Source organism: Planococcus dechangensis, from assembly GCF_042654465.1.
GTDB classification, from domain to species: Bacteria; Bacillota; Bacilli; order Bacillales_A; family Planococcaceae; genus Planococcus; species Planococcus dechangensis.
The window spans coordinates 334,608-355,499 of record NZ_JBHSGL010000015.1 but is presented as its reverse complement, the minus strand read 5'-3'; the positions used below and the strand labels follow the sequence as shown (position 1 = coordinate 355,499).

Below are 20,892 nucleotides of genomic sequence, written 5' to 3'. Positions count from 1 at the left end.
TTTTGCGTAAACGCTTACAAAAATTATAATGCTGACGGTTCGCACATGCATTATACTGAAAGTACATATTTTCGTTGATAATAATCAGAATTTTTATACAAGGAGGCGAAAAGATGATCAGTAAACAAATGGCCGAAGAAATTGTCGCACAAACTTCCAAGCGCTTGAACCGTAATTTGAACGTGATGGATACAAACGGCCTCATCTTGGCTTCCGGTGAAACTGAGCGCATCGACCGTATTCATGAAGGCGCTGCGCGCGTTGCGGAGACAGGATGCGCACTGACCATTCATGACCACGACACCACGACGTTCGGTGGAGTCAAGCCCGGTATCAATTTGCCGATCATGTTCGAAGAAGAGTTGGTCGGTGTCATCGGTATTAGCGGAAACCCCGACGAGCTTGCAGAAATCGCCAAGCTTGTCCAATTGACGACCGAGATGATGGTTCACCAATCGCTGATCACCAGCCATACCGAATGGATGCGCAAGACAAATGAGCTCGTTTATGAAGAACTCGCAAGCGGACAACCGCTTTCCCGTTTTGCTAAAGAACGTTTCGCCTTACTCGGAATGGAACATAAGGCACCTTATACTGTTTTGCTGATTGAACTCAGCGAGACGCCATCACCTGATATCCGCCTACTTGAGCGACTCGAGGATTTTTTTCATCACGACTGTGTCATGCTCGGTTATTCCCGGCTGAACGAATTATTTATTGTTGTGACGGGCGCCGGTGATCTGCGCGAAGACAGCCTCATGCTTGATTTGTTCCGGATCATCCAATGCCCTGCTGCGCGCATCGGCGTCGGATTGCCCGCGCAAACGATTGACGCAATTTCTCGCTCAGCCGCTACCGCTGCAAGTGCGCTGACATTCGGAAAACCGGCGCAGCGATTAGTCCATTTTGAAGATGTGGAATTGATCGCCTTATTGAAAAACAATCCTCAAGCCGAACTGGATCATTTTCACAGCCGCATACTCGATTCGCTATCTGAAGAGCTGTGCAGGACATTGAATGCGTTTTTCGAATCGAACTGCTCGGCTTCGGAAGCCGCCGATCGGCTCAACATCCACCGCCATACACTCAGCTACCGCCTTAAAAAAATAGAAGAAAAAACCGGGCTGAACCCAGCCGATTTTCTACAAGCTGTTCATTTATATCTCGCTTTATTATTAAAAAATGTTTAGAATCAGCAAAAACGTGGTAACAGTTAAAAAGAAGCGCTAAACTGAGCTTCCCCCTTCACCCCAAAGTTTTTGACGGCCCGGAGCAGGAAACTGCACCAGGCCCTTTCTTTTGCCCAAAAAACAATCCCCGCAGCATAATGCTGCGGGGATTGTTTGAATTAAATAATGCCTTGCCATCGTAAAATGACTTCCGCGATAAGCGCTGAACCGAGAAAGGTACCGAGAAAGACGGCAATCGCGACAATAAAGCTGCGGAATCCGAGCTTGCGAAAATCCGCCCAGTTCGAACCGACTGAAATGCCGGCATACGCGAGGATCGGCGTCGCTAGCGCCAGTATACCAATTTCACTTGTCCAGGCAACCACGTATTCCGAGCCTGGAAACCACGGCAAGGAAATGATAATCGCCATAACGCCGATATAACCGACCGCCGGCATGCGAAACGGCAAAGCCTTTTCAAGCATCAGCCCGACCAAACTTACGGCAATCAATACGAGCATACCCGGAAGTGCCTGCCATGGCAGCACATCCATGCCGAACCAATTTCCGATTAAAGCAGCAGCACCGAATATAGCCAATACCCATGTCCATTCCATTATGCTTTTAAGCATTCGGCCCACCTCCTGTAGCCGCTTTCCGCTGTGTTCTGCGCATCATGATACTATACAGTTTTTCTGTTAACGGCAAGCCGATAAAAATACTGAAATACAGGCCGGTCGACAGCGACAGCAAATTGCTCGCTCCGGCAAATGCGACGATCTGATCTTCAAGTTCGGGATACGCGCCGATCAAAGAACCACTCGCGGCTGCCATCATCGAACCCGAGCCGACACCTGATGCCATCGCGAACGACAAAGGATGCAAAGGCGTAGAAGTTGCAAGCAAACCGGCAATCAATCCGAGAAAAACTGCGCCAAACACCGTACCGAATATGTAGATGGCCATAACCCCCCGGCCTTCAGGTGAAGAAAAACCAAATTTATTGACGATCAAGCCGACGTTCGGTTCTCGCGCAATCGAATGCGTCATGCCGATGCTCTCTCTACGGAAACCGAGCAATACTGCGAGCGGCAGTGCGATAAAAATGGTTCCTAAATTGCCAAGCTCCTGCAATAGAAGCGCCGGTCCAGCCGCGATGATCGCTTCGATTTGCGGGCCGATCGTCACACCGATTTTTGCAATCAGCAAGGTTACGCCTAGAACAATAAGCGGTTCTGCGTGTTTTGCGTTCTTTTCGGAAATGACTGGCGTAAAATACAGCAGCAAGCCGAGAAAGAATGCATACAACATCGGTAATAATAAAATGACACCCGGCCCTACTGTAATGCTGAACTGGCCGATTGCTTCGGTTATAGCGACCAAAATAAATGCTACCGCATGCAAACGCCAGTCCTTGACGACGTGCTTCAACTTTACTTCCTTCATCGTTCCCCCTCCTCTTTCTTCGGAACTGACAGCAATTATTTGTTAGATTGCCAATCCATAAAACCAGTTTACTCTTTTTAACGGACGTTTCAACATAAAAATTCATTTTCGTTCGTTTTTCCTGATTCTTTAAAGGCTGGCAATTGCAATAGCACAACATACTCCAAACAAAAAAAGCAGAAGCTAATGCTTCTGTTTTTTACAGAGTGTTGAAGAAGTCTATAATCCGCTGAACATATAAAAATAGTAGTCGCTATTTTGCATCAAAAATCAATGATCTATCTAAGTATTTGGAGAAGCGTTTGCTCGTAACCCCTTCTGCTCAATAATGCTGCGCATTACTTCGCAAAGATAAGTTCTCACGTAGTTCGACCTTATCTTTCCTGCGGGATTAGCGGGTTTGAGAGACCCCACAGTGAATGAATGTACGAAGCTACGCTGAGCACATTCATTTGCGACGCATCTGCTACGCAGATGTGGGAGCACACGGGTTTCCTAGCGAGGGAGGAGGCTCGATTCCCGCCCGCGGAAAGCGAGCGATAAGCTTCGGAAAATACGACTTCATCACTTTCTCGACAGCCTGAAAAAAGCAGAAGCTAATGCTTCTGCTTTTTACTCTGTCGGATCGTAAAGCGTGACGCTTTCGATGTAATTGATGTATTTGCGCAGTTCTTTTGCCTGATGTCGTGTAATTTCCCCTGCATCATACATATCATAGATTTTCGCACGCCCCATATCCATGACATTGATGCGCAACTCTTCTTTTTGCATCTCGTAACGCTCATCGTAGAGCGTTTCAGGTTTCCGGAGACGGCTGATCATTTTTCGGTAGTCGGTCATGACCGCATCCACCACATCTTTGCGGGATGCTTTTTGGTAGTGCGCTTTCATGTCCTCGACTGCCGCCTCGAGCGCATTTAATTGCACCTCGCGGCCGACTTGGTATTCAACCAAACGAATTTCTTCTTCTTGCCAATTCTCCCCGCGGAAACGGCGCCATGCGCGGATCAATTTCCCTTGCAAATACAGCAGCGTCGACCGTGCGTTGTGCGCAATCGCTTCCTCGCGGCGGTCAAGCGAATGCTCGAATGCGGCATACACTTCGCGGTCCATCCCTTGTGTTTTTTTAAGCCTTTGGATATAGCGCCTTTCGGCTCTCAAAGCACGCAATCGCACTTCCTTCATGCGCCGCTGATACTTTTTATTCGCTTCTTTTGCTTCTTCGCCTTCGGGCTGCACTTGCTGGAACCGCAAACGGTATTCATCCATCAGTTCATAAGCCGCCGTTTCATTGGTTTCATTCATTTCGGCTTTAATACGGGCAATCGAAGCAAGCAATATGCGACGCCTCGCTTCTTCCAAATCGATATTGCCGCCTTCTTCGCTGCCGGCCATTTTTCCTTTGCTGAGAAGCGGCAGGAAGACAGTAGCAAGCAACAGCGTCAACAAAATGGTCCCTGCAGCGAGAAACAACAATAAAGGGCGTTGCGGGAAACTAAAGCCCCCGTCAATGACCAACGGCAAAGACAAAATCCCGACCATCGTCACCGTTCCGCGCACGCCCGTCAAACTGACGAACAAGGTGAGCTTTAAGCTAGGTTTGGCTGAATCTGCCATTTTACCGAAACGGTACTCGTATTGGGAAAACAAATACGCCCATACGAAACGGATGCCGAGCAACATGGCGGTAATGGCTACAACATATGACAACAACACGCCTTCGTCCGTATTCGGATTTTCCAACGCGCCGCTCATGGCCCCAGGCACATTCAGTCCGAGCAGTAAAAAGATAATGCCGTTCAAGATGAATGTGATGATTGTCCAAATGTTTTCCGTCAGCATCTGTTCTTCCGCCACAAGCGCTTCGGTTTCCTCCTGCACCAGCGCATGGACGATGCCGCCTACAACGACTGCGATAACGCCGGATGCCCCCAAGAACTCCTCTGCAATGACAAAGATGACAAAAGGCGTCATGATCTGCAGCAAAGAGTGGAATGTCACATCATTAATGCCTTGCTTGCGGAACAGGAGGCGAATCCCGACAAATACTAACGCCAAGGCGATGCCAATGAATGCCCCTGCTAAAAATTTATAAGAGAAATTAAAAAAGGCCGCGTAGAGCGAAAATGATCCGGTGACCACAGCAGCCACCGCATAATTAAACGCGACAAGGCCGGATGCGTCATTGATCAACGATTCCCCGCGCACTAAACTCAAGACATTCGGCGGAATCCGGATGCGCTGGGAAATGCCATTCACCGCGACCGGGTCTGTCGGCGACAAAATTGCAGCGAGTGCAAAGGCTGCCGCAAGCGGGATGTCTTCAATCAGCCAGTGGATAAAATAGCCGCCAATTGCCGTCGTCAATAAGACCAGTATGACGGCATTGCCAAAAATCGGGCCGCGCATGCGCCATAATTCCTCACGCGGAAAATGCCGGCCATCATTGAACAAAAGCGGCGCAATGAACAGCAGTAAAAACCATTCTGCTTCGAGCTGGAAGGTGAAATCCTCAAACACCAGCACGATGATGATGCCAAGCGCTACTTGAATGAGCGCTGTCGGCACTTGGGGCACATAATGGCTCACCACATTAGAGACGAGCAAAGCGACCAACAAGACCATTATTGTCAGCAATAATTCCATTAAAATTCCCCATTTACATGTAATGATTTATGTATACCCTGATTTTGTTGGTGTTTAGCCCTTTTCTCCGCAATTCTATTAGCTTGCGCCGATTTTGGGTAAACTATATAGAAAAGTACTAGCCATTTGGCAAAAAGGAGGTCCAGAATTTGTCACGGCAATCATACCGGAAAGAAAAAAATCAACTGGTCTACACTCAGCAGCATTTAGCGAACGAACGCACATACCTCGCTTGGATCCGCACGGCGATTTCCATTGTTGGGGTCGGATTTCTCGCGACGAGCCTGCATTTTACGATGGGCATCGTCCGCAATCCATTTGTCGATTTATTTACCGTTTTTCTCGGCATCTTCTCCTGCGTTTTCGGGCTCGTCATCATTTTTACCGCCACACGGACTTACCGTGAAAAGCGCCAGCAGATCATCCAGGAAACTTTTTATTCCTCTAATTTGCGCATCCGCATGATTTCAACGATGCTTTCGATGATGATTATCATGGTCATCATTTATTTCTTTATCATTATGTAAACTAATTTCCCGATAGAAACCAGACAGGATATTTCTCACAGGAAAATAAAATAAATATAGTTATTTTCTCACGGCTATAGTATTCTAAAATCAATCATGACAAGAATATGACAAACTGGATGCACGACCGTTTGTCGGCTGAAAGGAATCGATCCGCATGCTCCGTAAACTATGTTTGTTTGCATTTGCAGCTTCCGTGTCATTAACTGCTTGCATGCCGGTAGAACCGGTACAAGAAACAGTGCCGTCTCCGGAATTTACTGAACGCATCACGGCATCAGCCACCGCTCCTGGACGCCTTACCAGGACACAACAAGCCACTTTGTCGGCCGTCGGCGATGTGCTCATCCATGGCACTGTCTACGAAGATGCCAAAACCGCAACAGGTTATGATTTCTATCCGATGTTTCAACCGGTCGAAAGCTTTTTGTCACAATCGGATATCACATTCGCGAACTCAGAGAGCATTATCGGCGGCTCGGAAATCGGGGTTTCAACTTACCCTTCCTTCAACAGCCCTTATGAAGTCGGCGATGCCATGAAACAAGCAGGCATCGACACAGTCTCGATGTCGAACAACCATACACTTGACCGGGGTATCCGGGCAATCGAAAACGCACATGCGCATTGGGACTCACTTGATATCGTTACGTCCGGCTCTGCCATGTCCGAACAGCAGCGTTTGGAAGTGCCGACCATCGAACGCAACGGCATTACATTCTCTTTCTTGTCGTATACGTATGCCACCAATGGCGTGCCGACGCCAAGCGGCAGGTCTTATCTCGTAGATCGGATCGATCTGGACTTGATCAAGAGTGATCTTGCCCGGGCGACACAACAGTCCGATGTCGCGGTCGTCAGTTTACATTTCGGCGTCGAATATGAAGCGATGCCTTCGCTCGAACAAATCGAACTAGCTCATTTCGCTGCGGAACATGGGGCGGATATCATTCTTGGCCACCATCCGCATGTGCTGCAGCCTCCTGCATGGATTGAGTCGAGCGATGGGCGGCGCAGCTTCGTCATTTATTCACTCGGCAATTTCCTGTCTGGGCAACAAGGCGTTGAACGGCAAATCGGCGGCATCGTCCATGTGGAAGCCGAACTTACTGAAACGGCTGAAGGATCGACCGTGACGATTGGCAATCCGCGCTTTACACCCACCTTCACTTATAGTGCCGACTACCGTGATTTTAAAGTGGTGTTGTTAAAAGACGTGAATGAAGAATGGAATGAAAATACGAAAACCCATATGAAGACATGGATGCCTGAACTGGAATTCCACGAGTAAGGGAGAGTTGATGATGCATAATTGGAAAGAAGATGAGCAGAAATTATATGCTCCGCCCGATTCCCCGCAGGTGATTCACGTACCGAAGCAGTCCTACTTTATCATTGACGGAGCGTCAACCCGAGAGGAGAGCAGCACAGCAGAGCGCATTGAAACGCTCATCGCCTTGTCTGAAGCCGTTAAGCGTATGCCAGACAGCGGCTATTCGCCGCCGGGTTTCACCGACTACTGCGTTTATCCTTTAGAACGGCTCATCCATTCAAGCACATCAACCGGTGGTCTTGCCGACAACAGTTCGTGGATGATCCGCCAGCCTAATTTTATCGACAATGAAGTCATTTGCCGCGCGTTTAGGCTTCTCTACAGTGAAAAAAACTTGCCCCACCTCCCGGAAGTCGCATTCGAAGAATTCGAAGATGGGCTTTCCGTCCAAGTGCGCGTGCCAAATAAGCCCCAAAAACGGCAAATGGCATCTGAAGCTATCGAGCATTTTTTATTGGAGAATGGCTGGAAACGCCGTACAGACACGTACCGGGAAATCTTTTGCAGTTCAAATCTCCAGGCAAGCGATGAAGTTATTTACCGCGTATTTGTAGAAGAAGCACAGTAAAAAAAGCCGTCCCCGAGGTTTTTCGGGGCGGCTTTTTTAAGTTACATTGGGTTTTTCTTATAATTATCGTCTCGCCGGAAATTCCCGACAACTTCCATCGTTTCGGTTATGCTGACAAACGCGTTCGGATCGATTTCCTTGATCAACGGCCGCACAAACGCCAGCTCATAGCGCGTGATGACGCTGTGCAGTATTTTCACTTTCGTTCCGGAATAAGCACCTTCCCCGTCGGTGACCGTAATGCCGCGATATAAATTGGCCAATAGTTTTTTCTTCACTTCGTCGCCATTTGCCGTAACGACCATCAAGCTCAGCTTAATATGGCGCGTGTGGATGCGGTCGACGACAATTCCCGTAATGTATATCGAAGCCATTGTGTACATCGCCAGTTCCCAAGAGAAGATGAATCCAGAAATAAAGACAACCCCTGAGTTCAATACAAAGACTAGAAAGCCAAGCGGAATATCACGCTTCATCGTCAACAATAACCCAATGACGTCAAATCCACCTGTCGAGCCATAAAAGCGGATGATGATGCCGACTGCCGCTCCGATGATGACACCGCCGAAGACAGAAGACAATAAGGCATCTGCTGTCACTTGGACAATCGGGATGTACAACATCGAAACAGACGTGACGGCGACCGAGAAAATGCTATTGGCAATAAAGGTTTTGCCGAGTTTCATCCAACCGATAATTAAAATCGGCAAGTTCAATAAAATCAGCCAGATCCCTGAGTTGATCGGTGTCAGCAAGCCGAAAATCATCGCGATTCCGGTAATTCCTCCCGATAGGATTTCGTGAGGCAGCAAAAACATATTAAAAGCAACACCCATAATAATAGAAGCGACGAAAATCGCTCCGAGGCGGTAAAGTTTATCCATTTCAACGTTCTCCATTCATTTTAACATTTCCCACCTTAAGTCATTTAGCTAGATAATAAAACAAGGCAGCGCCTCACATTATAGGGGATGCCTGCTTTAGAAAGCAAGTACCTTTGGCCGACTTTCCCGCTTTCGCTCATTCACGGAATATTCGACTCTTTGGAGATGAATTCAAATCATTATTTGAATGCTGAAAACATTAAGACTAAAATGGTATTAGACAGTGCACGACAAGGAGAGATGAAATGGACCCGTTAGACATTATCGATAATATGGATAAAGTAGTACCGGCTTTTCAACCGATCGTCAGCGCCGTCAAACACGAGGTCATCGGTTACGAATTGCTCGGCCGTTATGAGCAAGAAGGCGAGCTCAAATCGCTCGGGAGTTTTTTCAATGACCCTGAAGTGCCGGATGAATATAAAACAGAAGTCGATCAACACCTGTTGGAGATGGCACTAAATCGTTTGCTCGAAACCGGCAACAGTTGTTTATTGTTCATCAACCGCAATGCCCGCCAATTGATGGCGGCGGACGGGGAAGATTTCCTGAAAATATTGCTTGAATACAATAAACGAGGATTCCCGCTTGAGCGTATCGTACTGGAAATTACGGAACATGATTTTAACGATGATTTCGATACATTGAATCATTTGCTCTTGTATTTCAAAACCTTCGGCATTCAAATCGCCGTCGATCATGTCGGCGCCAAAAGCTCCAATATCGACCGCATCCGCCAATTGCGCCCGCATATCCTGAAAATCGATATGAGCATCAGCCGCCACCACCAGCCGGATGCGTTCCAGGACATCATCCATTCCATCTCGATGCTTGCACACCGCATCGGTGCGAAGCTTCTATATGAATACATCGAAGACAACCACCAATTGTATTTCGCCTGGAAACATGGCGGCCATTATTATCAAGGCTTTTATTTGGCGCATCCAGACCCAAGTTTATTGTCGACCGCATCTTTATCGATCCATATCGGCGACAAAGTAAAGGAATTCGTACATCGTGAAAAAGCGATGGTTTCAGAGCGCCTGGCCTATACGGCTCGCTCCGAAGAAAAGCTCAAACGGCTGATGCCGAAATGGCATAGTCCGGATGAAGCAGACCGCTTTATCCAAAACGTACTGGATTTATTCGATGCCGAAAGTTTTCGCATCTACATATGCAATAGCGACGGCGAACAAGTCTCTTCCAACTTCCGGAAAACACAAGACCAGTGGAATGCAGAATCTGACCAAGTCGGCTCGCACTGGGCGTTCCGCCCGTATTTCCTGGAAAATATGATGCTAATGAAAGCATCTCATAAAGGGCGCCTATCTGATATATACGCTGATATCGAAACGGGCGAGATGATCCGATCCTTCAGCTATCCATTGTCGGATGAGTGTTTCCTGTTTATCGACTTGAGTTATGAATTCATTTCAGAAAATGATTACCTGCTGTTCCAATGACACAGCAGAGCAAACCCCCAGCAAATGCCGATTGGGCATTTGCTGGGGGTTTGTCATTCCGCTTCGAGTTTGCGGATATATTGGTCCAACTTGTCTTTTTTCTCGCCGCTGATTTCCGGCAGCTGTGGATGGATTTCTTCTAGCAGCTCGACCATGACTTGAGCGATGATCAAGCGCGAGTAGTCTTCCTCATCTGCGGGCAATATATACCACGGTGCATCTTCGGTCGAAGTTTTTGCGAGCATATCCGAAAAGATTTCCTGGTAGTCTTCCCAATGCTCCCGTTCTTCAACGTCGCTGAATGAAAACTCCCAGTTCTTCTCAGGGTCTTTCATCCGTTCGAGCAAGCGGTTTTTCTGCTCTTCTTTGGACATATTGAAGAAAAACTTGACGAACGGAAATCCGTTTTCGGCCATATACCGTTCAAACTCATTGATTTGGCGATAGCGCCGCTCCCAGACTTCCTGATCTATCAGCTGGTCAGGCAGTGGGGATTCCTCTAGTTGATGATGGACACGCGGAGCGAGGACTTCCTCGTAATGCGATCGGTTTAATATGCCAATCTGTCCGCGTTCCGGCATGGCGTCGTGCAATCGCCAAAGATAGTCGTGCTTTTGCTCGGTTTCCGAAGGCTTTCCGAGCGTCGTCGTCTTCAAGCCTTGCGCAGTCAAATTGGAAAACAAATACGTGATGGCTTCGTCTTTGCCTGCCGCGTCCATGGCCTGCAAAGCGACGACGATTCCCTTTTCCTCTTCCGCATGGAGACGTATATGCCACTTTTTCAGCTTGTCGATTGTCTCGCTCAAACGCTTTTCGAGCTGTTCTTCGGTCCAACCATGATCTTCGCTTGTCGGCCAATCCGCCAGCTTCACTTGCTGTCCGGCTTTTACTTTATATGATCGAGTATCCATTCTATCGCTCCTTATCAAATCGTACTGTTTGTTGGATACCCGCTTTCTACAGAATGCATTGCGGGGCTTTTAGCTTATTTTTACAGTATTTTCAAACTTGATGATGTTAGTCACAATGGGTTAGTATAGCGTACAACTAAAAAAGCTTTCTCGATTCCCGTTAAGGTTTCAAGAAAGCTTTTGCAGTATTCATTCGTATGCGATGGACCCATCTGCTTTTTGCTCAAAAGTGATGTCTTCCTGCTCCATAAGCGTGATTAAGATTGCCGCTTTATCGTCCGCTTTTTCTTTTTGGCGGTCGAGGATTTCATCGAGTTTGTCATGAGCCTCTTCCATATGGTCTTGCTGAAGGATTTGGGTCATTTCCCGTGCCAGCTCAATTTGGGCAAAGTGGTAAGACTCCAACTGCGCAAGACGCGGATCGTCTGTATCCAATTGCTTTGCAAGCTTCGCTAAATTTGCAAACATTTCTTCAATGTGAACATCTGTCAACGAATTATGGTCGTAGAGACGGATAAGCGAATTGCTCGCTTCGTTCAATGCTTCTTCGCTTTTTTCGCTTTGGAATATATATTGCTGTATCTCATCCTGTTCGGCACTCGCTTTTGAAGATTCTTCACTCCACGGAGCGATATAGCTCGCAAATGAATACACATTCCACAGTAGGAACAACAACAAAACACCGCCTCCGGCTTTCAGCCAGGGCTTCCGGTAATTTCTATTTGGTTTTGGAAATTGAGAATTCGGCGGTTCAGCACCTGTTTCACTGCTTTTTTCCGCCTCGATCCGTTTTGATTCATCCAACGGATTGCCGTTTGAAAACTGATTATAATTAGCCATGTTACCCTCCGGACATCTTTTCGTAACACGATTGTAACAAAAAACGAGGAAAATAACATCATTTTTTTTACTAAACTCGAATATCTCAACAAAATTCGACAAATTCATGGAACATTTCTCTCTCAAAACTCATCATAAAGTCTTCAATGAATGGTGAAAATAGCGTTTAATCAATTCGTTTTAACGGGTAAATAATATATAGCGCATGGCATAAATTCTTTCTCCATATCCCCAATGAATTGTCCGATTGCGCGTCGGAAGAAAGGTGGAGTTCACATGCGCATGTCCTGTATGGGCAGTATCCTCATTTCAATCATTTTATCGATCATACTGACGATTCTTTTGAACTTATTGCTTTTCTAGTCTGGTTCCCATGGATTTCCTGCCTCTTCTCACGGAACATATGGTGCTGAAAAAGGAGGAGTTCGGATGACGAGAAAGTTTGTCATTTTATTGATTGTTACAGCCTTGTTGTTTCTTGGGTTTTATTTTGTTATAACCTTCTACAACAGCTTTGTAGGTGGGCTCGAAACCGAAAGTATCGGAGTGTTTGCGTCTTCAATGATCGCTGATCTTTTACCGGCCATAGGGCATGAAACGAACACACCCCCACTGTAAATCGGTGGGGGTGTGTTCGTTATGATTCACTTTTTCGGTAGTCGAATTGCTACTGTTCGCCGTATTTGTCTTGGACAACACCGCATGCATCGCTCCAATAACTTTCACCGAATTCACGAATCACTTTTCCGCTTTCTGCCAGCTTGCGGAAATCTTCTTTCATCTTTCCCAAATCGCCTCATCGGATGGCGCTGCGGCAATCTCAATTGATGACAATTCGAGGATAGGCTTCTACGCCCATCTTTTTCTTCCAATGCCTATTTTTTTCCGATAGGCACTGAACAAACTATGCGATTATTTCCAAGCAGGCAATTTTTTGATGAACGAATAAACGATCGGTCCAAGAAATACTGCGGCTAAAAAGAGATAAAATGATCCAGAAGCGATGAGTACCGTGAAGATGCCGCTTCCTAATGCTGCGATCAAATACAAAACCAATAACAAGCCGGTCCACACGATGCTTATGCGCAAAGCTGCATTTTTCATCCGGATTCTTCTGATCCATGCCAAACCTAAAGACAACAAAAAAGCCGGTATTGCCATCCATAATAGCGTACGTGCCGCCATCTCGCCTCTCACGTCATCATTTAACAAAAGATTATCCGTATTGCCTCCGAATAGCATCGATACCAAAACTCCGAACAGCGTAATCAATGCATACAGCCCAAGCCCGAATAAAAAATCTTTGACCAGTTCAATCGCCTTCCAATTTTCCACTGTCTTTCCCCCTTTTACTTTATCTGCAAAACGGATAATCCCAGTCTGGCCTCATCAACAAAATCTGCGGGTGTTCCGAATAGTTCGCCGCGCCCTTGCCAATCCCCTGCCGATGACCGCAAATGAATTTCCCGGCTTAAGGCGGTGCTCCATTTTTTGAATGTTCCACCCTTGGCTAGACGCATTTCCACCGCTGCTCCAGCTTCTGTTGTTCAAAGGAGAATGTTCAACTTTAACGGACAGCGTTCTTCAAATTTTGTGCAAATGTATTTCATGCCCTAAAATAAATGACAAGGATGATTTTCAAAGGAGTGACGACTAAATGAAACAAACGATTCGCCAACTTAGCAGCGAGGACCTGCATGCCCTGCAATCCATGCAAACAGGCATTGATGACGATTACGTAATCCGCGTTTTTGACCGGATTTCCAACGGCCATAACCGCTTGTTTGGCTTGTTCCATGACGGCCAGTTGGCCAGCATTGGCGGGTACACGGTTTTTTCGGGCAGCTATGTGATGCTCGGCCGGATGCGCAGCGATCTGCGTTACCGCGGATTGAATTTATCTACACAATTAATGGATCATGTCCGCAACGCGGCGCTTGAACATGACGGCATTCGCTTTATCGGTGCCAACACCGAGGAAATCAACATTCCAGCACAGCGTGTACTAGAAAACATTGGTTTGGCCAAACATTCTTCGCTAGTGGCCGCAACTGCTGCACATGTACAAGGATTGGAATCCGGGGCAGCCCCTTGGCGCAAAATAGAGAGCGTAGAAGAAAAGATGCGGTGGCTGCAAGAGGTATACATTCGTCCTGGCCGGATTTTTCCATTCGAGTGCTATTACCCATTCCCGGCAACGCCCGAATTGTTTTCAGAAAGCCATCTGTCCGGATGGGATTTTTTCGAGAATCCGGCGCAGGACCGTATCGTGATCACTAAACCTGATGTAAAAAAATATGATTACCTCCATACACTTTATCCGTGGGATGACCTTCATGAGCAGCCAGGCTTGTGGGAAACTTTGAGAGCACCTTTAGAAGCGATTCGCGCACAGTCGCAAGAAGGGGCCTTTGTCTGGATTGACTTGACCCATGAACAAGTAAGCCAATTACCGGAAGGCCATCCATTTGAACTATCTTCTCCATGGTTTTTGTATGGTACACAAATCAGTTGAACACATCTTATATATAGATAGCGGAAAGTTTGTATAAAATCAGAACGAAACAAAAGCCTGGGCTTGTTCCGGGCTTTTGTTTCGTTGTCGATGTTTTCCCTCCTCCTTTTACAGGTAGTAAATAGAAAAGGGCTTGCCTGAATGCATAAAAGGAGAATTTACAATGAAAACAATCGACTACTGGGTTTACTTAGCCTTTTCGGCTAGCAAATTATACCTGTTCAGTTTGTACACGGATACGTCATTCAGCTTCAGCTTTTTTATCGTCAGCTTATCAGGGGCGCTCGTATTGTCTAGTTGGACATTACTGATCAGTGCACGCAAACGGCATTGGATCTTACTGGGGCTTTTGGCGCTCCATAGCAGCCTGCTCATTTCAGACGTCTGGTATTATCGGTATTTCGGTAATTTATTGTCGGTGCAATTGGTTCCTTCCATGACACAGATGAATGATGTAGGCGGCGGCTTTATGAGCTTGATCCGTCCAACGGACTTTTTCTTTTTTGCCGACTTCTTGCTGTTTCTGGCATTCGTCCTGTTTCTCCGCAAGCGCCAGCCAAACGCACAGCAGACAAAAAGCCCCAAATTGGCTGCCGTCATTTTCACGGCAGGCTTAATGCTGTTTGCCGCTCCGCTTCTGTCGAGTTTCGTTAAAGGTGACCGTTGGATTTCAGGAGACGCCGTCAACAATATGCGTGAGTATTACGAGCTCGGCTTTTGGGGCTATCACGGCTTTGACCTTGCCAAAGGAGTCGTGTCGATCTTCCGCACTTCCGAACCATCCGCTCAAGACCAAGCGCTAGTGCAAGAAGCAGCCGCTTCCATCGGAGAAACGAACGACGGAGATCAGCCGAACATCATCCTCGTCCAGTTGGAATCGCTTCAAACTTCGGTTATCGGCCAAGAAATCGGCGGCGAAGAAGTTACGCCGTTCCTCAATCAATTACAACAAGAGATGTTTTATTATCCAGCATTCCATCACCAAACCCACGAAGGCCGTACGTCAGATGCAGAATTCACCATCAATACCTCGCTGTATCCACTGCGCACCGGTTCTGTCTATACTCGCTTTCCTGACAGCACGTTCGATCCACTGCCGAACGCCTTGCTAAAAGGCGGATATGACACTGCAGCGATGCACGCTTACGACGCAACGTTCTGGAACCGCAGCACCGTCTATGACAATATTGGATTTTCCCATTTCTTCAGTGAGCAAGACTATCCGGATACCGAGAAAATTGGCATGGCGATCAACGATGAAGATTTCTTCCTGACCTCCATCGAACATATGCAGCAATTGCAAGAACCGTATTATGCTTTCATGATTGCATTAAGCAGCCACATCCCCTATACGATTCCGGAAAACCAAAAGAAATTGGCGCTTCCCGGATATGAAGATGAATTGGTGCGCGGTTATTACCATACCGTCCATTATGTCGATGGCGCTGTTGAGACGTTTGTCGGCGAATTGAAAGCGCAAAATATGTGGGACGATGCACTGGTCATTTTTTATGGTGACCATGACAGCGGATTGACCGAAGCCGGCGGGGAAATGGCGGAACAGCTCGAAGTTCGTTCAACGACCGAACTGTTCGAATTATTCCGGACGGTCCCGTTATGGATCAAGCCCCCAGGTCTTGAACAAGGCCGGGAAATGGCTGTTGCCGGTGGCCAAGTCGACTTGGCACCGACCATTTTAGAACTTGCAGGCATTGACCAAGGATTCATGCTTGGCCGATCCCTGCTGTCTGAAACCGAGAATATTATCGTATTCCGCGATGGCTCATTCCGAAAAGGCGATGTTTATTATGAGCCGGATCTGACGACGGCCACCGGAACCGGAACTTGCTACTCAATCGATAGCGGTGAACAAATCGACAGCGCGTCTTGTGAGCCATACATCACAGAAGCCGTTGACCAACTGCGCATCTCAGACACCGTCATTGAAGAAAATGGCCTCGAGTATATTGAACGATGAAAAAAAGCTTTGGACGCATTGTCCAAAGCTTTTTTTACCTCATGACGCTGCCACCTGAGATTTTCACCGATTCGCCGACGATATTTTGCGCCGCATCTGTCAGCAAATAGGCAATCGTGTTCGCGACTTCCTGTGGCGTCGACAAGCGCTTGGACGGAATGCTTGCTGTCGCTTGTTCCAACGCCTGCCCATAGGAAATCCCTTGATTGTCGGCTTTTCGTCTTATGCTCGCCCGTGCCATTTCGGTATCTACATAACCCGGGCAAACGGCATTGACACGCACGCCGTACTCGATCGCTTCGAGTGCCATCGATTGGGTCCAGCCAACTACCGCAAATTTGCTTGCTGCATAAGCGGTGTTTCCTGCTGTTCCGCGCAGCCCCGACAGCGATGCAAGATTGACGATAGTTCCTTGCCTTTTTTCCCTCATGTCTTGGTAGACCAGTTGTGTCAACAACAATGTCGAGGTGTAATTGATGTTCATCAACCGCTCCACAAATTCCTGATCGAGCTCTTCGACCGGTTTGCCACCAGCTGCACCGGCTGAATTGACCAGGCCGTATATAAAGCCGAGCTTTTGTTGTGCTGATTCAACGAGCATTTCCCGATCCTTTTGCTCAGTTATTTCCGCTGCATGAACATATAAGCGGCTGCTGTCGATTATATCAAGCAACTCGGTTTCCAATTGCTTGAGCTTGGCCAAATTTCGTCCAGTGATGGTGATGCTTGCCCCCATCTGTGCGGTGGTTTTGGCTGCTTCCCAGCCAATTCCGCCTGTTGCACCAGTAATTAGGACGTGTTTGCCAGCCAGGCAATCTGCTGCAAAAATTCCCATATGCCATTCCCCCTTCGTGTGAATCATTCCCGTATTCATAGCACTCCAAAACATTCGAACCCCCGTTCCAAAGAGAGCGCGAAAATCGTTTATAGTATATACTATTTAAAGGATGATTTTTTCCATTATTTCCTACCCAATTTATTGTGCCACCTTATATGATTTCATTGCCATGCGAACTAGATGAACAGCTTCAGGGAGGAAAAAGATGAACCAAGAAACGATCGACTTTACCGAAACCCTTTGCCAAATGGAAGGCGCACACATATTTTACCTCACCGAAAAAACCGAGCTGTATATATCAAATGCAGTTTCCTATATCATAGACGGTGTTCAAAAAGGAGAGCGTGTCCTTTTCGTTGAAAATTCCCGGCTTTATCCAAAAATCGAAAAAAAACTTAAACAGCTCCTTACTGCTGAAGAGATGGAGTTTTTGCTTTATATCAATAACTTCGACTTCTATTGGCGAAAAGGGAATTTCCATCCCGAAGCCATATTGGATTATTTCGAAAAAGTTGTAGGGTCTTTCACTGCAGATGGCCGTCAGTGCCGCACTTGGGGACATATCGAATGGGGCAGCCAAGAAGATATCGAAGAGAAAATCCTCACCTACGAAAAAGAAATAGATCTCCGCGTGCCGCATAAACAAGTCATTTCCGTGTGTGCATATGATGCGCTGCGTGTATCGGACCAATTAAGTGAACGGCTCATGCATTGCCATGGCTATTTCATGAAAGACAATAGCATTGCAGCCTTAACGTTTTCTAAAGATTCAGTAGCCCGGAAGTGATTTCCAGGCTTTTTTTTGTGAAAATGTCTCTTCCATTGCATGCATATTTCTCTGACAGTGAGGGAATACTTAAGCAACTGCCCGTGACTTGCGGAAACCGTTATATAGAAAGAAGTGGAGGACACAGCAATGAAAAAAGAAATCAAAGTCGGCGCCGCCGATTTAAAATGGGATTTGGAAACAGGGCAAGTACTCTTTGATGGAGGCGACGTTGTATTTTTTTGGGTATCCGCTATGGAAACCTTTTTTGATACAATCCGTGAAATCACAGGAACGGAAGCAACGCAATTGGTTCTTGAAACGACCGGCTTCAGGCAAGGCATCGTTGTCGGTGAAGGCTTCCGTGATTTAAAAAACATCGACGCCAGCAATGTCGTCGAATGGTTATCCAATACCTACGCACCCGCGGGCTGGGGCAAGGTTGAAATTGTTCAAATGGATACTGAGCAACATACATTCACAATGCACATCCAGGATGATTGGGAATTCAAGATGAACCAGTTGAACCGTAAAGGCACAGAAGGCATTTTTGTTCCCTCCCATTATGCCGGTGTATTGACAGGGTTGTTTGGCCAAAATTTCTGGTACCGGACGCTGCGCTACCAAAACGACGAACAGCCATACAGCATTGTCGAATATTATCCATCAAATGTGACTGTCCAGCAAAACATCCACGAACTGACAAGACGCCAAGAAGATGAAAAAATTCACCAATTGGAACAAATGGTCGATGAGAAAACAAAGATGTTGCAAACCCTTGTCCGTGAGCTTTCTTCCCCGGTCATCCCAGTACTCGAAGGCATCATTGTCGTGCCGATGATTGGAAGCTATGATGAAGAACGCACGGAAGATCTCATTTCCAATACATTAATGGAATTGCCGAAACACCATGCCGAATTTTTACTGCTTGATTTGACTGGCTTGAACCGCAACATTTCAGAACATACGGCACAATTGATAGATAAACTTGCAGCTGCTGCCCGCTTGCTTGGAACCGAAACGATCCTGGTCGGCGTGTCACCGGAGCTAGCCATTGTCATCACGAGAACGATGCAGGATTTATCGAAGTTTGAAGCTTTACAGAGCCTTCAGCATGGAATTTATTATGCATTGGGACGAAGCGGACGCGTCATCAGCGAAAAAAACAAGTGAAGCGCTATGGGTAATCTCCCATCGCTTCACTTGTTTTTTTGTTTAGTATGTCCCGGTTCCTTGAGAAAACGTCCGCCTGTATTCATGTAAATCAGCGCAAATCCCGAAAAGCCTAAAAACATGGCGACTCCGATATAAAACATCCAGCTTTTCTCCAGAATCATTCCTGCAAACCAAACTAGCATACTGCATGCCAGCGCCATCAGTAATTTACCGACAAAACGCGCCATGGCAGGTCCATCGTATTTCGCTTTTTCATTTTTCGGCATGGTATTATAACCAGCGATCAAAAATGCCCCTTTTCCTTGCATCATATACAGCCCAAGCAACACCAACACCAGCACGGCAGCGCCGATGATAAATATTCCCGCACTTGTCTCCTCCATCCGTTCTTCGCCTCCGCCATCCGATTTCACTGTCTTTTTTCCATTCGGCAAAGACGCAGGAATCCCTTTTTCTGCATAAGAAAATCCCGCATTCGTCTAGCTAATGCAGGATGTTCTTGGAAGACCAATTCTTGCCTTCCATTTAATGTGTCCAATTCTTGAATGAGAATACCATCCCGATGATGACAACAGCGATTCCTCCTAAAACCAGCATTGGTACGAGCCCAACGATGCTGCTCATCTCAAGGGCACCTCCTTTTTCTTTCAGCATACGCCCATATCTCGAAAAACACCAGATAATTGTTTGATTTTTCAATCTTTTTTCTTGCGATTGCTGAAAAACAAAATTAAGATGACAATAAGTGGAGCACTAGTCATGCCGCGTTAACTGAAGTTTTGGCATTCGTTAAATGGGCATGCAGCTGTTCTAGCAATCCAAACAAAAAAGCTAGCCGAAGAAAATCGGCAGCCCTATGTTTTAAAACTTTTTCAGCACAGCGTGGTAAACCGGCGCCAATACTTTGCGCAGTGCTTGTACCGGTGGAACGGGGCTGCGTTGCTGCCACTGGATCCACTCCAGCGCCACTAAACTCAAGACGAGCCAGATTGCCCCAGCGATGTAACCGGCTGCTATGTCACTAGGAAAATGCGCGCCAAGATAAATCCGGCTAATTCCAATAAGCATAATCAATAAACTCAAGCAAAAAACCGATAGCCATTGAATCCATGGTTTTTGTTTCGTGCGGATGACCAGGTAAATCACAAAACCGTAAAAAACGAGTGAACCCATCGCATGGCCACTAGGAAAACTATAACCAACTGCATCGATCGCTTCATTGATGCTTGGGCGGTCGCGATTGAACAGATGCTTCAGCAAAAACGTCAGCAAAGCACCGCCGCCGACTGCGACAAAAAAGAACAATACGCCCCATTTATCGCGCATACGGAAGCTCAAGATCCACAAAACAATAATCGATAAAAATCCGATCACCCATACCGAGCCGAGTTCCGTGAAGATGAACATAACCAAATCCATCGCGTTGCTGCCGACTGTTTCAAGTAAAGCAATAATGACTGCGTCGAAAACGCCCAGTTCCTGCTCAAGCATCTCGTCCGCCAGTTCTGCAAATAACACAATAAATGATGCTGCAAGGCCAAGTCCTATGAGCAATACAATAAAGGCTAAGCCGGAAATTTTCGTTTCTCTATCCATCTGAACGCTCCTATAATTTGTCGATGTTTAAGTTTACCCAGTTTCACTCCTCATTATTCCACCTGTAGAACCAGTTCGCATATCCAAGCGACCATATTCAGGGAATATCTTAAAACAGCTTGCCCTTCGTACGAGATGAACGATTTGAAATGGACGGCTGCCCGAGCGTTTGGATCAGACAGTCTGCTCAAAAAAAAACATAGACCATACACCTAAGTATTAAGTCCCTAAATTGA

20 protein-coding genes are annotated in these 20,892 nt (G+C 46.7%); 10 read left to right on the top strand and 10 right to left on the bottom strand.

The window, feature by feature from the left end; translation table 11 throughout:
* Positions 1–113: 113 nt before the first annotated feature.
* Positions 114–1,190 carry a CdaR family transcriptional regulator gene (locus ACFO5U_RS16015; RefSeq protein WP_377280085.1) on the top strand — a complete coding sequence of 359 codons (1,077 nt, stop codon included), beginning with the start codon at positions 114–116 and terminating at the stop codon, positions 1,188–1,190.
* 158 nt (positions 1,191–1,348) lie between these two features.
* On the opposite strand, the gene ACFO5U_RS16010 is transcribed toward ACFO5U_RS16015, so the two are convergent.
* The 3 genes from ACFO5U_RS16010 to ACFO5U_RS16000 form a co-directional block, all read right to left on the bottom strand.
* The gene (locus tag ACFO5U_RS16010) at positions 1,349–1,801 is read right to left on the bottom strand and encodes a hypothetical protein (protein ID WP_377280084.1); all 453 of its coding nucleotides are present in this window, start codon (positions 1,799–1,801) and stop codon (positions 1,349–1,351) included.
* Positions 1,794–2,615 (bottom strand): DUF3100 domain-containing protein, encoded by an 822-nt coding sequence (locus tag ACFO5U_RS16005; protein ID WP_377280083.1) that lies wholly within the window; start codon positions 2,613–2,615, stop codon positions 1,794–1,796. The genes ACFO5U_RS16010 and ACFO5U_RS16005 overlap by 8 nt, the downstream gene beginning before the upstream one ends.
* 612 nt (positions 2,616–3,227) lie before the next feature.
* The gene (locus ACFO5U_RS16000) at positions 3,228–5,261 is read right to left on the bottom strand and encodes a Na+/H+ antiporter (RefSeq protein ID WP_377280082.1); all 2,034 of its coding nucleotides are present in this window, start codon (positions 5,259–5,261) and stop codon (positions 3,228–3,230) included.
* A 149-nt stretch (positions 5,262–5,410) separates the two neighbouring features.
* Here ACFO5U_RS16000 and ACFO5U_RS15995 point away from each other — a divergent pair, with 149 nt between their 5' ends.
* The 3 genes from ACFO5U_RS15995 (at position 5,411) to ACFO5U_RS15985 (ending at position 7,689) form a co-directional block, all read left to right on the top strand.
* Positions 5,411–5,788, top strand: a complete 378-nt coding sequence (locus tag ACFO5U_RS15995; RefSeq protein WP_377280081.1) for a YidH family protein — start codon at positions 5,411–5,413, stop codon at positions 5,786–5,788.
* Between the two features lie 157 nt (positions 5,789–5,945).
* On the top strand, positions 5,946–7,079 hold the full coding sequence (locus ACFO5U_RS15990) for a CapA family protein (protein ID WP_377280080.1): 1,134 nt from the start codon (positions 5,946–5,948) through the stop codon (positions 7,077–7,079).
* 13 nt (positions 7,080–7,092) lie between these two features.
* On the top strand, positions 7,093–7,689 hold the full coding sequence (locus ACFO5U_RS15985; RefSeq protein WP_377280079.1) for a hypothetical protein: 597 nt from the start codon (positions 7,093–7,095) through the stop codon (positions 7,687–7,689).
* A gap of 41 nt (positions 7,690–7,730) precedes the next feature.
* Here the strand turns inward: ACFO5U_RS15985 and ACFO5U_RS15980 are convergent, their stop codons facing one another.
* Positions 7,731–8,573, bottom strand: coding sequence for a YitT family protein (locus tag ACFO5U_RS15980; RefSeq protein ID WP_377280078.1), 843 nt, complete (start codon positions 8,571–8,573; stop codon positions 7,731–7,733).
* Between the two features lie 245 nt (positions 8,574–8,818).
* Here ACFO5U_RS15980 and ACFO5U_RS15975 point away from each other — a divergent pair, with 245 nt between their 5' ends.
* Entirely contained in the window at positions 8,819–10,036 is a 1,218-nt protein-coding gene (locus ACFO5U_RS15975) for an EAL domain-containing protein (RefSeq protein WP_377280077.1), read from the top strand.
* 53 nt (positions 10,037–10,089) lie between these two features.
* Here the strand turns inward: ACFO5U_RS15975 and ACFO5U_RS15970 are convergent, their stop codons facing one another.
* Complete coding sequence (locus ACFO5U_RS15970) at positions 10,090–10,947, bottom strand: PPK2 family polyphosphate kinase (RefSeq protein WP_377280076.1); 858 nt, start codon at positions 10,945–10,947, stop codon at positions 10,090–10,092.
* 189 nt (positions 10,948–11,136) lie between these two features.
* Positions 11,137–11,787 carry a hypothetical protein gene (locus ACFO5U_RS15965; RefSeq protein WP_377280075.1) on the bottom strand — a complete coding sequence of 217 codons (651 nt, stop codon included), beginning with the start codon at positions 11,785–11,787 and terminating at the stop codon, positions 11,137–11,139.
* Between the two features lie 429 nt (positions 11,788–12,216).
* Here ACFO5U_RS15965 and ACFO5U_RS15960 point away from each other — a divergent pair, with 429 nt between their 5' ends.
* A complete protein-coding gene (locus tag ACFO5U_RS15960) occupies positions 12,217–12,405 on the top strand; it encodes a hypothetical protein (protein ID WP_377280074.1) in 189 nt (62 codons plus the stop codon).
* A 294-nt stretch (positions 12,406–12,699) separates the two neighbouring features.
* On the opposite strand, the gene ACFO5U_RS15955 is transcribed toward ACFO5U_RS15960, so the two are convergent.
* Positions 12,700–13,122 carry a hypothetical protein gene (locus ACFO5U_RS15955; RefSeq protein WP_377280073.1) on the bottom strand — a complete coding sequence of 141 codons (423 nt, stop codon included), beginning with the start codon at positions 13,120–13,122 and terminating at the stop codon, positions 12,700–12,702.
* A gap of 322 nt (positions 13,123–13,444) precedes the next feature.
* Between ACFO5U_RS15955 and ACFO5U_RS15950 the strand changes: the two genes are divergently transcribed.
* Positions 13,445–14,302: a GNAT family N-acetyltransferase gene (locus ACFO5U_RS15950; protein ID WP_377280072.1), complete on the top strand. Its 858-nt coding sequence runs from the start codon at positions 13,445–13,447 to the stop codon at positions 14,300–14,302.
* A gap of 163 nt (positions 14,303–14,465) precedes the next feature.
* Positions 14,466–16,280 (top strand): LTA synthase family protein, encoded by a 1,815-nt coding sequence (locus tag ACFO5U_RS15945; protein WP_377280071.1) that lies wholly within the window; start codon positions 14,466–14,468, stop codon positions 16,278–16,280.
* A 34-nt stretch (positions 16,281–16,314) separates the two neighbouring features.
* On the opposite strand, the gene ACFO5U_RS15940 is transcribed toward ACFO5U_RS15945, so the two are convergent.
* Complete coding sequence (locus ACFO5U_RS15940; protein ID WP_377280070.1) at positions 16,315–17,115, bottom strand: SDR family NAD(P)-dependent oxidoreductase; 801 nt, start codon at positions 17,113–17,115, stop codon at positions 16,315–16,317.
* A 208-nt stretch (positions 17,116–17,323) separates the two neighbouring features.
* On the opposite strand from ACFO5U_RS15940, the gene ACFO5U_RS15935 reads away from it, so the two are divergent.
* Both ACFO5U_RS15935 and ACFO5U_RS15930 read left to right on the top strand, forming a co-directional pair.
* Positions 17,324–17,905: an MEDS domain-containing protein gene (locus tag ACFO5U_RS15935; protein WP_377280069.1), complete on the top strand. Its 582-nt coding sequence runs from the start codon at positions 17,324–17,326 to the stop codon at positions 17,903–17,905.
* Positions 17,906–18,034: 129 nt separating this feature from the next.
* Positions 18,035–19,057, top strand: coding sequence for an STAS domain-containing protein (locus tag ACFO5U_RS15930; protein ID WP_377280068.1), 1,023 nt, complete (start codon positions 18,035–18,037; stop codon positions 19,055–19,057).
* Between the two features lie 26 nt (positions 19,058–19,083).
* On the opposite strand, the gene ACFO5U_RS15925 is transcribed toward ACFO5U_RS15930, so the two are convergent.
* Positions 19,084–19,494: a DUF3784 domain-containing protein gene (locus tag ACFO5U_RS15925; RefSeq protein WP_377280067.1), complete on the bottom strand. Its 411-nt coding sequence runs from the start codon at positions 19,492–19,494 to the stop codon at positions 19,084–19,086.
* 427 nt (positions 19,495–19,921) lie between these two features.
* Positions 19,922–20,656 (bottom strand): phosphatase PAP2 family protein, encoded by a 735-nt coding sequence (locus ACFO5U_RS15920; protein ID WP_377280066.1) that lies wholly within the window; start codon positions 20,654–20,656, stop codon positions 19,922–19,924.
* Between the last annotated feature and the right edge of the window lie 236 nt (positions 20,657–20,892).